The organism is Paenibacillus aurantiacus, from assembly GCF_042431225.1.
GTDB classification, from domain to species: Bacteria; Bacillota; Bacilli; order Paenibacillales; family Paenibacillaceae; genus Paenibacillus_Z; species Paenibacillus_Z aurantiacus.
In genome coordinates this window covers 408,361-421,099 of record NZ_JBHMDO010000017.1, presented here as the reverse complement: position 1 = coordinate 421,099, position 12,739 = coordinate 408,361, and the positions used below count along the sequence as shown (strand labels likewise).

At 47.5% G+C, this 12,739-nt stretch carries 8 protein-coding genes and 1 pseudogene; 5 read left to right on the top strand and 4 right to left on the bottom strand.

The annotated features are described in order from the left end of the window. Positions 1 to 395: 395 nt before the first annotated feature. Both ACFFSY_RS10585 and ACFFSY_RS10580 read left to right on the top strand, forming a co-directional pair. A pseudogene (locus ACFFSY_RS10585) lies at positions 396 to 809 on the top strand (flagellin N-terminal helical domain-containing protein); the annotation flags it as partial. Between the two features lie 366 nt (positions 810 to 1,175). Further along, a complete protein-coding gene (locus ACFFSY_RS10580; protein WP_377493702.1) occupies positions 1,176 to 2,216 on the top strand; it encodes a flagellin in 1,041 nt (346 codons plus the stop codon). 128 nt (positions 2,217 to 2,344) lie between these two features. Here the strand turns inward: ACFFSY_RS10580 and ACFFSY_RS10575 are convergent, their stop codons facing one another. After that, positions 2,345 to 5,959 carry an S-layer homology domain-containing protein gene (locus ACFFSY_RS10575; RefSeq protein ID WP_377493556.1) on the bottom strand — a complete coding sequence of 1,205 codons (3,615 nt, stop codon included), beginning with the start codon at positions 5,957 to 5,959 and terminating at the stop codon, positions 2,345 to 2,347. A gap of 629 nt (positions 5,960 to 6,588) precedes the next feature. Between ACFFSY_RS10575 and ACFFSY_RS10570 the strand changes: the two genes are divergently transcribed. Then, complete coding sequence (locus ACFFSY_RS10570) at positions 6,589 to 7,431, top strand: copper amine oxidase N-terminal domain-containing protein (RefSeq protein ID WP_377493554.1); 843 nt, start codon at positions 6,589 to 6,591, stop codon at positions 7,429 to 7,431. A gap of 351 nt (positions 7,432 to 7,782) precedes the next feature. Here ACFFSY_RS10570 and ACFFSY_RS10565 read toward each other — a convergent pair whose 3' ends face one another. Further along, positions 7,783 to 8,169, bottom strand: coding sequence for a hypothetical protein (locus ACFFSY_RS10565; protein WP_377493552.1), 387 nt, complete (start codon positions 8,167 to 8,169; stop codon positions 7,783 to 7,785). Positions 8,170 to 8,435: 266 nt separating this feature from the next. Here ACFFSY_RS10565 and ACFFSY_RS10560 point away from each other — a divergent pair, with 266 nt between their 5' ends. Next, entirely contained in the window at positions 8,436 to 8,816 is a 381-nt protein-coding gene (locus tag ACFFSY_RS10560) for a VOC family protein (RefSeq protein WP_377493550.1), read from the top strand. 483 nt (positions 8,817 to 9,299) lie between these two features. Here the strand turns inward: ACFFSY_RS10560 and lspA are convergent, their stop codons facing one another. Together lspA and ACFFSY_RS10550 are read right to left on the bottom strand one after the other, a co-directional pair. Further along, positions 9,300 to 9,800 (bottom strand): signal peptidase II, encoded by a 501-nt coding sequence (gene lspA / locus ACFFSY_RS10555; protein ID WP_377493548.1) that lies wholly within the window; start codon positions 9,798 to 9,800, stop codon positions 9,300 to 9,302. 139 nt (positions 9,801 to 9,939) lie between these two features. Continuing rightward, entirely contained in the window at positions 9,940 to 11,673 is a 1,734-nt protein-coding gene (locus ACFFSY_RS10550) for an Imm51 family immunity protein (RefSeq protein WP_377493546.1), read from the bottom strand. A gap of 194 nt (positions 11,674 to 11,867) precedes the next feature. Between ACFFSY_RS10550 and ACFFSY_RS10545 the strand changes: the two genes are divergently transcribed. After that, positions 11,868 to 12,644 carry a class I SAM-dependent methyltransferase gene (locus tag ACFFSY_RS10545; RefSeq protein ID WP_377493544.1) on the top strand — a complete coding sequence of 259 codons (777 nt, stop codon included), beginning with the start codon at positions 11,868 to 11,870 and terminating at the stop codon, positions 12,642 to 12,644. Positions 12,645 to 12,739: the final 95 nt, after the last annotated feature.

The following is a 12,739-nucleotide window of genomic DNA, read 5'->3' as shown; positions in this document are numbered from 1 at the left end:
ATTCTGTCCAAGATAAGTGCTAGCTCATTACGTTAACTGGGAACTATAGCTCAACGATTACAGAGAACCGGCAGCCTTCCGTGGCTGCCGGTTTTAACAACTATCGGGCAGAAGGTTTTGAAATGTTCGTGGGCTGGTTCGGAAAGATCGCGACGGAGCAAGGGTTCCGGGACGTCATCGTTGGCATGGAACCGACCGGTCACTACTGGCTGACCCCGGCCCATTTTCTAAGCGAACTGCACGTAACACCTAATGGAATAAATACCATAAAATAAAGTTAAATGTTGGAAGGGATTTGCCATGAAACATCCGAAACAAAATTACAGTAGATCTGTGAGAATCAAACATAGGTAGTTTATACTAAAAAAATTAATATAAAATGACGATGTATTAATATGGGTGGTGGCAATATGCGAATAGCACATAACATTTCGGCATTGAATACATTAAATAAATTAAATAAAAATAATAAATCTACGGGAAGCTCATTAGAGAAACTATCATCAGGATTACATATTAATAAAGCGGCAGATGATGCAGCGGGATTGGCTATATCGGAAAAAATGAGAGCGCAAATTCGCGGCTTGGCTCAAGCGGAAAGAAATACACAGGATGGTATTTCACTAATTCAAACAGCAGAAGGCGGCTTTCAAGAAATAACAGATATTTTACAAAGACAGAGGGAATTGATCGTTCAGGGCTTGAGCGATACGTTTACCGATAATGATAGGCGGATGATTGACCAAGAAATACATCAGCTTACTGATGAAATAAACAGCATTTCAGGAAGAACGGAGTTTAATACAATTAACTTGTTGGCACGTGATGACTACCAGATATTGGATGATCGTTCAAGCAGTAACGTAGCTTTTTCTGTAAGTGATCCACCACCAGCTACCACAATATATAAAACTGTAGAATACAAACCACAAGGAACACCCGCAGAACCACGGCATTTAGTAAGCAGTTCAGCTACATCTGTGACGACCGATTCTTATTCAAATACGAACAATATTACGCCAATAATTTCACCAGATGGAAGATCAGGATATAATGAATATGATGTTGACATACATACAATAACGAAGACAGACACAAATACTACAGTTTATGAAACGTTGATCGCTTCAAACGACCCGCAATATACTACACCTGCCTACTGGTACTCTGTAGGTATGAATGAAACCATTTTCGGACCGAAAGGTCTTGGGAATGCCTATGGTAAAATGCTTGAAAATATTGAGGTTAATGGAAGTTCGAGACCCATTGAATATTCGTCCCGTAGTGGCCCAGGTACTGTTCCAGCTTGGGATCATATGTGGTTTCCCAGTACCAACCTATCTATTATGCGGTATAGGACTGTACTAGCTGATAATTCCATGGAAATCAAATATGTAATTAATAATGGAGATGCATTCGATACGAATTTTAAACTTAGTAATATTGTTAACCCTCCATTAAATTCAGTTATCACGGATGCTGGTGGAAGCCTTTTAGCCTCTGGGAATAACGTAATAAACCCACCATCTGGAAGTATATTTAACATGACGGGAACAGATGCCAATGCTGGCATGATATTTGATGATGCGCTTGGATTTTTAGCGCCGACGACGCTTACAATAAATAATCCGGTTGTAGGTCAGCCACAAGTCAAATTTGATTGGCAACTATCTGTGCCACAAGGTACAAGTGTAACGCTAGGTTTCAAATATGGTCCGTTTTCATTAAATCTTGATGTGTTTGAACGAACACATGAAACAGAGGTAACTAAACATATTGAAACAACTGTGAACACAGACATAAAGGATATTGACTTTATCTCGCCAAAAATTGACATCCAATCCGGGGCTAACAGTGGTCAGGAAATTGCCATCCCCTTGTTCAATGTAAACGCACAGGGATTGGGTATCACGAATATGGGGTTATTGCCACCATCCATACCTGAGCAAGCATTAGCCCAAGCGGATGGAGCAATTGCAAGAGTTTCGAACTATAGAGGGATTTATGGTGCATTGCAAAACCGTATGGAACACACTTTGAACAATCTGGGGAATTCTGCTGAAAATTTAACCGCATCCGAATCACGTATTCGTGATGCAGATATGGCTAAAGAAATGTTGAGTTTGACAAAATCAAACATTATAACTCAAGCTGCTCAAGCGATGTTGGCTCAAGCAAATCAGAATCCTCAAGCTATGTTGCAGTTGTTAAAATAAAGAGGTCAAACCGATAGTCCGGGAAACGAGAGATTAATCAGACCGGAGATTTTCTTTGTAAAATAGAAGGAGACCCATCCGGTTGGACATTGTCCAGCCGGATGGGTCTCCTTTTTCTGTTTACGCTTTTACTTAGCTGAATATTCGACGAACCTTACAAAGATAGCGGCTACTTCGGCGCGGGTAGCGGTGGCTTTGGGGTCAAAGAGGTTGTCCGGCTTGCCTAATACAATGCCGATGCCCCGCAGCGCCTGAACGGCCTCCAACGCCCCTGAGCTGATCTCACTCTCGTCCGCGAAGGACTTGGAGTGGCTTTCAGGTATCGCATAGCCCTTGTACTTCATGTAGTTGTACAGGATCACCAGCATCTGCTCGCGCGATATCAGTGAATTGGGGTCAAACCGGTCTGCGTTTATACCGTTGACGATGCCGTTTTCGGCCGCCCACTCGACTGCCGCCGTGTACCACTGTCCGTCCTTCACGTCGCTGAAGCGGGAAGTCGTGTAGCCGGAGCGGTCGACGTTCTCAAGATTGGCCAGTGCCTGCACGAACATCGCGCGCGTCATTGAGGCGCCTGGTGAGAACGTCGTCGACGTCGTGCCGTTGAAAAGACCGTATGTGTAGGCGAAGTTTACGTAGCTGTAGTGCCAGTCGTCCATGTTGACATCCTTGTAAGGATTGCCGGACCTCACGAGGAAGCCCAGCGGGGCGTCGTCATCGAACACAAGCTCCGTACCCTCATGGATGTTCAGCGACATGCCGTTGTCTAAGCCGACCTTCGCGCCGCCCGGTCCTACCACAACCGTACCGTCGCTCTGTATCTTCGCGCCGCCGTGGATATCCACCTGGTTGCCGCTTAGCAGTTTCACATGCGCGTCTCCGCCGCCCACGGTGATCGTACCGTCGCCCGCTATCGTAGATCCGCCCGGAATGGTCACTGTGCTGTTGCCGCCGGGTAGCGTCAATTCGGCGCTCTTGCCCTCCGGAATGGTCACCTTATCGTTCGAGTCTATCGTTGTGCCTTCAGGTACCTTAATCTTCGTCCCGCCTTTGGTCACAATCTCGCCGCCGCCGGGTAGGGTGATGTTGCCGTTGTTGTCTGTGACCGCAGGCTTATCCTTAGGTGTTTTCACGGTGTAGTTCGACTTCGACAATTCAGTGTCTTTCCCGTTGCCCGTATTGCCGCTATTGCCACCAGAAGGATAGGTCACAATGGGAGTCGTCGTCGGCTTCGTCGGCGTAGCCGTTGCACTGCTCTCCGCTCCTTCGCCCTTCGCATTTACCGCCACGATCTTGAAGGTGTAGGCTTGGTCGTTGGTCAGGCCGGTGAAGGTATATTTGGTCTCCGCCGCACCCAGTGTGACTAGCGTCACGCTGCCGTACCAGACCTTGTAACCCGATATCGCGCTGCCGCCGTCGTCAGCCGGAGCAGTCCAGCTTAATGTGACCTGACCGTCGCCCGCCGTTGCCTTGAAGTCGCCCGGAGCACCGGGTCCGTCCGTCTTTCTCTGCGCGAACATCCAATCAAAGACGTCTGTGTAGTCATTCTTCCAAGCCGGCAAGTTAGAGGACTGCGCCGTGGGAGCTATGCTCCAAGTCCCCATCGTGATCTGGTTGTAAAGAACCGCAGCTTCAACCTCGTGCGCTATATAATCAGCCAGGGCAGGCGTGTTGGCCGGATTCGGCCTCTGACTCGGCTGATCATATTGATTGTAGGGCCACGTAAGAGCCTCGTTGCTCTCAAAGCGCGATGCCCTCGCGTTGGTCATTTTCGGCATATTGGTATTTATGTAGGTAGTGAGGTTAGTCTGGTATATTCCAACGTTATGAGCATTGATAAACATCCAATAGGCCAGTTTGGCGTGAGCGTCGTTGGTGCTCGCGTTCGGTGATCCGCTTACCGGAGACATAGGCGCGGCGGCCGCGAAGAGGCCGGGGTAGGCGTTAACTAAGGTGTTCGTATACTGGCCGCCCCATGAGAAGCCCGCCGCGTAAATACGGTTAGGGTCTACTGCGCCGCTGGCAACCAGGTCGTCTATCACCTTCTTCACATTGGCTGTAGCGGGAGTAGATACGCCATTATAGGAAATATTCAGGATATGGCTGGCGTATTTGTCGGGATTCCCCTCCATTTTTTTCATGAGAGCGACCGAGCCGTTGGCGGATTTCATGGCCGCTTTGGGGTCTGCTGCAGCGTTTGTTCCTCCGCGTGACATGCCGTGGGTATAGACATACAGCGGCAATCGTTGCACCACATTACCGTTGCCATCCTTGTGAAGGTAGAGCGCGCGATTGACCGAATCGCCAGTGGGTGTTGTAAACTTGTCAAGGATCGGATTCACGACGTTGTCCTGTTCAAAAACCACGTTGCGAAGCGAACTCCCATCCGTTAGGAGGATCTCGTCGTTCTGGACGATGTTGTAAACCTGCTTTGTCGAGTTACTGCTGCCATCCAGCGTTGTATTGCCGCCGCTCTCTGAATAAAACTCAAACTCGACTACGATGTAACGGCCGCTTGCCAGGCCTTCCTGATAATCCGGGGAATTGTTTACCGTGCCCTTATAGCCGCGTACCTTTGGTTTGTCATTAGCGTATACCCTTGTGATCTTGCGCGTCCCTTCAAAGGTCACCGACTCGCCGCTGAGGGTCGTGTTCCTAGCCGAGACGGTAAACAAGTCAGGTTTAAGCGCGGAGCCTAACGCCGCCTTCCCATCGCCTAAGTCAATGATGACGGCCGTCGTGTACTCGCCACGGGCGAAGTTGTCATTCCATACGATAAAGGGAAGCTGCTTCGCGTTCGGATCGTTTTTGAATGTCACGTGAATGGTATGGTCAGCCTGAACATTTAGAAAGGTATAAGTGCCGGCAGTTAGAGTCACGGCCTCGCCGTCTACCGTTACGGTGTCGACAATTTTGCCGTGATTGGGGGTAAACGTAAATTCTTTGCTTGAGCCCTTAGCTAGTCTTAGAACATCGCCGGGTGGGTTCGGTGTTATTGCACCGCCTGGTCCCGCCGTGGCGGTGATTGAGAATCTGGTGTCCGCTTCTGTGGCTGAAGTGAGCTGCAGGCTGTCTGCAAATGAAGCATCGCTGGAATAACCCGCGTCCGGAACTCCGAAAGAAGAAACGACTTCATAGCGATCGCCGCCCTTTTCCGTCGAGTTGTTGATATAGACCTCAAAGGTTAGCTTGCCTTCCTGTAAGGTCAAGGTTCTTTTGGGTATTCTCATCTCCACGATATATCCTGTATCCGTGATCTGGGTCCACGCAGCTCTGCCAGGAGCGGACTGCCCTGAAAACACGCCCGTCGCGCTGACGCGCCATTGGTTTGAGCCTCCGGATCCGTTGCCGACATAAAACTCCAGGCTGTCGTACTGGTAGTCTCCGCCGGCTCCCCGATATAGATTGCTGTCCTTCACAACCACGCGGGCATACAGGTAGTCGTGGTCCCAAAGGATTCTGGCTGTGCCCGTGGCATGGGGTCTGGGGTCGTCGGGCACCGTGCTTTTGTTGATGAGATGCTCCATTGTCAAGGCCCACAGCGGATCGTCTGACCCGAGTTCGGGAGTTCCGAAAATGGCGGTCGGCGTTTCATTCGCCTGCAAGCTTGCAAGCGTTGTAGAACCGAGGTCGCCATCAAGTGCTTCTGCTTCAGTGGCGGCGGCAAAGCCGGCAGGCATTAGCGACGCCGCCATTACCAGGCAACAGAGGAACGCGAGCATTCTGCCAAATCGTTTTGACATCAATGAAAAGCCTCCTTATTTTCGATCCGGTGCGCGGCTTACCCGCATCGTATTCGGACATATAGTCAATTTGACAAATGCCCAACTATATGATGTGGTATATTTACCAGGCTTTCAACCTGTCAAAATATAGGACCTGCGAAAACGCTTTCCAACCGAAATCTTTAACAATAATCATGATTCAATTTAAATACATGCTGATGTTATAGTGGCTTATTTATGTCAGATTCAAAGGCGAGATGCTAAAGGATTCTAATACAATATAGAACGTTTTTACAAAGGTTCAGTGTAATACTTAACCAGAGATTAAGATGACGGGAGTTTTCTAAGATATTTGCTATTAAGCTATGTTCTTCGTAATTGCTGTTTTGTTATTTGCTTCATCAATGCCTGTTTTTGAAGCCAGCAAAGGGAGCAGGCCGTCGCGGCTCTGCTCCCTTTTCCATTGAAGACGCGGGCATGATTCGTTAATCCAGCTACCTAAAGACATATAAACAATCGACTTAGTATGTGTTATAATTTTCCATATGTGAAAGGGTTGAGAACCATGTAGCTGAAATAATCCTGAGCCTCGAATAAGGAGTTTAAGTAGTTGAATCATTAGAACTGGTAGTGAAAGGAGCAATCTCTTGAAAAAACTATGTATCGTTTGTTTATTTTTAATGACTTTCTTATTTATGTTGATGCCATCTACTTATGCGGCAGAAGTACAGATTAAAATAGATGGCGTTTTAGCTGTTTCCGATGTTAAAGCAGAAAGTAAGAACAACCGTACAATGGTTCCGCTGCGGATAGTTAGTGAGAATTTGGGGGCTAGCGTAGAATGGAATAATACCAAAGTATTTCTTAAGAAAAACAGTAAAACAGTGGAGTTAACAACTAATAGTGCTTCTGCGCTAAAGGATGGTACAGAAGTACAACTAGATGTGCAGCCTTACCTTAAGAATAATCGTGTTATGGTTCCTCTACGTTTTATCGCTGAGGCATTTGATTGCAGTGTCAAATATAGAAACTCTATCATAACAATCGATTCGAAGCCGCTTGTTATAGACGGTATGGTAGTGAAAGCGTTGCAAAATGAATATAATGCAACTATGGGCGGAGTAGTGCAACAGGTAAACGGGAATGCTTATAGTGAAACAATATACAACATATTTATGGCTAATATGGGGGACAAGGTTGATGCCCCTAAAAGCTATTATTGGAAACCAAGTATTATGTCGAGCGGAGAATATTATCAAGAAGGGCAATATGATTTTATAGGAATCAATGGACAAAGTATTGAACGTTTCGATATTTATTCATTAGTAGGCGCGGAGAAGTTTCCTAAGGAACCTAAGGTATTAGTATATAACGCCAATGCAGATGCATGGTTTCTGTTTAACGAGACTGCGGCGTCATCCATTAAAAAGTATATAGAAATTGCCACAAGAAACGGCTTCTTGACGATTATTAGTAATGACATACCATAAAAGACCAATATTGACCGCCATTACTAGGGCGGTTTTTGTTATGCCACATTTATAGCAGAACTGCAGAGGTAAGGGCATAAGTTTAATTATGCCATTTTCAATCCCATATACGCCCAATAGTTGCGTTTGATTAACAAGGCTGATGCGGCATATCGGCGGCCGGATCTGTGTCCCAGGGGAACGTTTGTCCTTCCCAGCTACCCGTAACTTTACGACTCAACAAAAAATGAGGTCGACCAGTAGGTTCTGGTGACCTCTAATATGATCGGGGAACGATAGCTAGCTCAATACAAATAGAAGCTGCAGGTTGGTTAAGTAAACTGGAGATCATATTCCACATCACTTTGGTTTTTATAATACGCCAGTTTTTACGCGGATATCAGCATTAATAGGATTCCCTTCACTTGTATCAACTTTGATTATCCAGGTTCCGCTTAAAGAGGGAAACCAATCATATGTAGAGCGATAGGTTTTTCCTGGGTCAATTTGGCCGGAAGACCATATATATCCACGGGGGTCTAACAGCTGATAGTTCATTTTTTCGTTGCCGTAGTTTGCGACTTGGACACGAACCGTCTCAGTACCAGAAACCAGTTGGTATGAAAACGAACCTTGTGCTTGTTCCAATTTGCTATTAATAGGTTCAGTGATAAGGGCTGCATAAACGGCGTCTGGGCTTGAAGAAAGCACTAATGAGGAAAGTACCGCAAGAACGGCAAGAACAAGAAAATTCTTCATTATGAATCAACATCTCCTTACAAATGGAAAAACATTACACTCGAATCATAATGAAAAAATTTACATTGGTCAATATGATTAATCGTCTAGTCATTCAACTAAGATCCAGGAACAGTTTGCCCGCTGCAGCAGCTGCTCCTCTTGCCGTTGAACTATCGGGCAGCAACATAGTACTTACTGTGAATCATCCTTTACAAGAGAACGTATGCTCGCTATTCTTAATATGTATTAAATTACCAGATTCGATCATTAGGAGGTCATCTCGATTGATTAAACCCATAGAAAATAGGATCGATACTGTTTTTGTCCATGTAACAAACTTAGAACGGTCAATAAAATGGTACAGTGCTCTACTTGGATTAGAAGTGAGAGAAGAAAAATCATCTGGACCAATTTATACTTTGGACATGGGAAGTGGTCGCCCAGGACTTACGCTTGATAACCATTGTTTTGATGAAAAATATGAATTCACACCCTCAAACCAACCACTTTTTAACCTTAGCGTCACTGATATCAATGCGGCTTTTAAACATGTCACCGAATTAGGCGCCGAGTTAGTAACCGAGATCCTTACATATCCCGATTTAGCAGAGTTTTCATTTAAGGATCCAGATGGCAACATCATTATGGTATGTACATGTATCTAATGAATTAATTACTCTTGCCTAAATTTCTAGATTTCACATCATTCAACGGGGAAACGATAGCTCAATACAAACCTGCAAGCCCGCTATATAAGTATTCATTTTTGAAATAGAGGTGCTCACTTGTCGTCACGAACGTGATGGTTTTAGGGGATATCTTCTTGCAAGTTCCATTGGCAAGAACAGCTGGTCCACGGTATATTCTTTGTGTTTTGAAATTTAAGAAGGGTTACCCCAAACGGAGAGGGTGAATGCTGCATGCTGCATTCCCTGTCTTTCGACAGTGAACGAACGCAAACCAATCACCTTATATCAGAAGAACATGCGTCCAGCAGTGGATGCGGCAACCAAAACATGGTACTCGAAAAACGGAGGCGTCCCATCGTCATCTATGCGCTGACTTTTGGGACGCCCCCTTGGCACGGGTTGGATCGCAGCGAACGTATGCAACACATGCGGAGTGAAATCGAGAACTGGCGCTGGTAGTCAGTCGGGCTGCATGCCGCCGTTCCGTGGAGCTTTGGATTCTTGATTCCTCACGTCTAGAATTGTTTCGAGCAGAATCAATAAGACGCCGATCGTGATTCCGATGTCGGCAATGTTGAAGATCGGGAAGACATAGCTGCCGAACGTTAGCTTGAAGAAGTCGACAACCTCCCCGTACAACGCTCGGTCGACCAGGTTCCCGATCGCGCCGCCGAGGATCAATCCCAGCGCCACCATCAGCAGAACACGGCCCGAACTCCGGTTCTTCCGGATGTACCATAGGATGCCGATCACGACAGCGAGCGTAATGACAATGAAGAACAGCCGCTGGTTGGGCAGCATACTGAATGCCGCTCCGTTGTTCTTGTACAGCTGAATGTTGAACAACTCGCCGATCACGGAAATCTGCTCGCCTACCTCCATGACGCTAGAGACGATTTTCTTCGTAATCTGGTCCACCACAAGCACGATAAGCGCAACCCAGTAAGAAGCGTATTTCACTGCGTTCCCCCCGATTCTTTCAACATGGACGATCAACTTCAATCTTCAAAAATATTCCATCTTATTGTACCATGCGCCCGGCGAGCAAGCTACTTGCAAGCCTTCCAATGACAGCCGACCCGGAAAATCGGCCGCCATCTCAGTCCAACTCTGCGCGCGAGAACAGATCGTGAATAAGCGCCTCATCCTCACAGGCAGATTTGAACGCCCTTGCGAACTGTTCTACAGCGGCTCCATTGCTCGAGTAGGCACAGAACATATCGGCTTCCGGGTCGAAACGAATCGTGTCCGCAAGCTCTGGCATCCGCTCATTCAAGAACACTGCCGCCAGCGAAGCCCAATCGTAACCGTTGCCTTCGAACCCCTCGTCCGCTCGGTTGGCGAATAGATTGGCCAAGTAGCTGCCGGCCGTCAGAATGACGGATTTGCCGCCATTATTCTGTTCCACGAGGATAAAGGGGGCCAGATCCTTCGTCCTTCCTGCATCTTCCGACTCCTGTTCCGCTTCCGCTTCCGCTGAAAGCTTTGCGATCACCGCGTCGCGTGCCTCGTCTGTGAAGCGGAGAACTCCGTTCTCCTCAACGATAAGGCCTTCCCCGATTCGCCCATCCAGCCAATCGCTAATAAAGTCGGGCGCATACCCTCCTTGGCCGAATTCGCCGCCGAATGCGATTATTTGATCATAGGTATCCAGATATTGCTGGCGGCTGGTAGTCGGGAAAGCGTTGGTGTATAACCAGAACTGCACATCGTACATGAGATGAGACCGCTCATCTGCATGAAAGGAGAAATGGCCCTTCTCCTGGACGATCCGGGTACAGACGCTGCGTATTTTGGACTCCAGTCTGTCCACCTCAGTGGCATGACCACAGAGTTCAGTAAGTAGGGGAGAGAATTTTCCTTCAGCCACTTTGCGCAGATCGTCCGCTTTATCTTCTTCAGAAGTGTCGTAAACCTCATCATGCACCAGACCGCGGATGAATGTCTCGAAGTCCGGAGCCAGGAAGGTGATCTCGTAATCATCTTCCTGATCGACATGGATGACCTCGGGTTCGCCGTCCTTCCCACAGTGACGATAATCCAGCATCACGACATCGTGTCCTGCCGAAGGGCAGTCACAGATAACCACCCCGATATCCGGATACCCCCACTCTTCAATCATGAACGAACTGCCGAGATCCCCGCAAATCGAGTAGCTTTTGTCGCGCCCGATCCCCATAATTCCCGTTATCGCAATATGATCATCCGCCCAAGAGGTAGCTACGTCTGTCGGAAAGGAGGTATGTCGAGGAATGCCCCCGTTCTGGCGCTTCATCAGCGCGATGTAGGCTGCCGGAAGCTTATAGCCAAGCTCTTCTTCTACCGAAGCAATCAGCTCATCCGTAGGCGGATCAGAGACATATTGTTCCCTGGCATAGTCGCTGTCTTCCCAGAAGCTGTCCAGATCCATCCCTTCAAAAGGAATCGCTCCCGAGTCCTTCTGTTGGCTGCTTGCACGCCGGGATTCCGCTTGTTGCTGCTTTTGCCATTTGCTACGGCTCCGGTCCAGCAGCCAGGCTGAATGCTGATCGTCAGGATCCAGCTCCAGCGCGGCGCTTAGCACACCTGCCGCTTCCTCATACCGCTTCAAATAATAATAAGAATAGCCAATGCGATAATACCACAACGGATCATTCTTTCCCTGCTCAGCAATGGAAGTAAGCTGTTCCAGTGCTTCCTCATACAAGCTCAGATTGTTATAAGCGCGACCGATGCTGCTGATCATGTCATAATCCCTGTCCGCCGGAGGAATCTTCAGCAAAGTATCTACGATCTGTTGGTGTTCGTTATCCTTGTGCCACTGCATGATCTGTGCGTATAGATTTGGTTCCATCGTCGCCGTCTGCCTCCCAAGTGAAAATATGATTTTCTCCATTCTATCAGAGAGAAGAGTGCGATTGGAAATGTTTGTCTCGATCATCTACAAGACATTCCCTTTTTTGGTATATACTCAGAGGATAGACGGCTTCAAGGCCAACATGGCATAACACTTGCACCGTGTGACCGAAAAAGTAGGGGGGAGAGAAGATGAACGAGTCTGTTTTAGATTTTTATGATGATTTAGCCGAGGCCTATCATCTGATTTTCGTTGATTGGCAACAGACTATTTCCACGCAAGGCGAGGTGCTGAGCACGCTCATTCGATCCAAACTCGTGAATCTTAGCCAAGAGAGCGCCTCGCTTTTAGACTGCTCCTGTGGAATCGGTACACAAGCAATCGGGCTCGCTAGTCAAGGTTTTCATGTAACGGGCACAGATTTAAGTCCGGCTTCAATCGCAAGGGCAACCCAAGAGGCAGCATCGTTCGGGGTTAACATAAACTTTGGGGTAGCGGATTTTCGTACACTAGTTCAAGATATTCCCGGTGTTTATGATGTCGTGATCTCCGCAGATAATGCAATCCCCCACCTCCTGACGGATGATGATTTGGGCCTGGCCGTAAGCAATATGTATGCGAAAGTTAAAAAGGACGGCGTGCTTCTCGTTACGATGAGGGATTACGATGAGCTGGTGAAAGAAAAGCCTAAAGCTACAAAGCCGTTTGTATTCGACGGGGGTAACCGTATTGTATTTCAGGTGTGGGATTGGGCAGAGGACGCCAAAACGTATCAGACCAATCATTTTATCCTTCAAGAGATGGAGGGACAATGGATAACCAAACATAACAAAACGAGATACCGGGCTTTATTGCGAGATGAATTCAATCTTATTTTGAGTAAGGCGGGGTTCACGGAGATCGAGTGGATGATGCCAGCAGAATCGGGCTATTACCAACCTATTGTGACGGCTCGGAAGAAGCTGTAGCCAGCCGCGTACGAATGAATCCGTCACTAGCCCGTCGGCGGCCTCGACCAAAGTCCGGAAACAAAACCATGCTGCGGACCATTATCCGGCCGCTC

What these genes read in the sequence shown, in the direction of transcription:
- ACFFSY_RS10580 (WP_377493702.1), top strand. Translation starts at nt 1,176, where the DNA reads ATGAATGAAACCATTTTCGGACCGAAAGGTCTTGGGAATGCCTATGGT.
- ACFFSY_RS10575 (WP_377493556.1), bottom strand. Translation starts at nt 5,959, where the DNA reads ATGTCAAAACGATTTGGCAGAATGCTCGCGTTCCTCTGTTGCCTGGTA.
- ACFFSY_RS10565 (WP_377493552.1), bottom strand. Translation starts at nt 8,169, where the DNA reads ATGAAGAATTTTCTTGTTCTTGCCGTTCTTGCGGTACTTTCCTCATTA.
- ACFFSY_RS10550 (WP_377493546.1), bottom strand. Translation starts at nt 11,673, where the DNA reads ATGGAACCAAATCTATACGCACAGATCATGCAGTGGCACAAGGATAAC.
- ACFFSY_RS10545 (WP_377493544.1), top strand. Translation starts at nt 11,868, where the DNA reads ATGAACGAGTCTGTTTTAGATTTTTATGATGATTTAGCCGAGGCCTAT.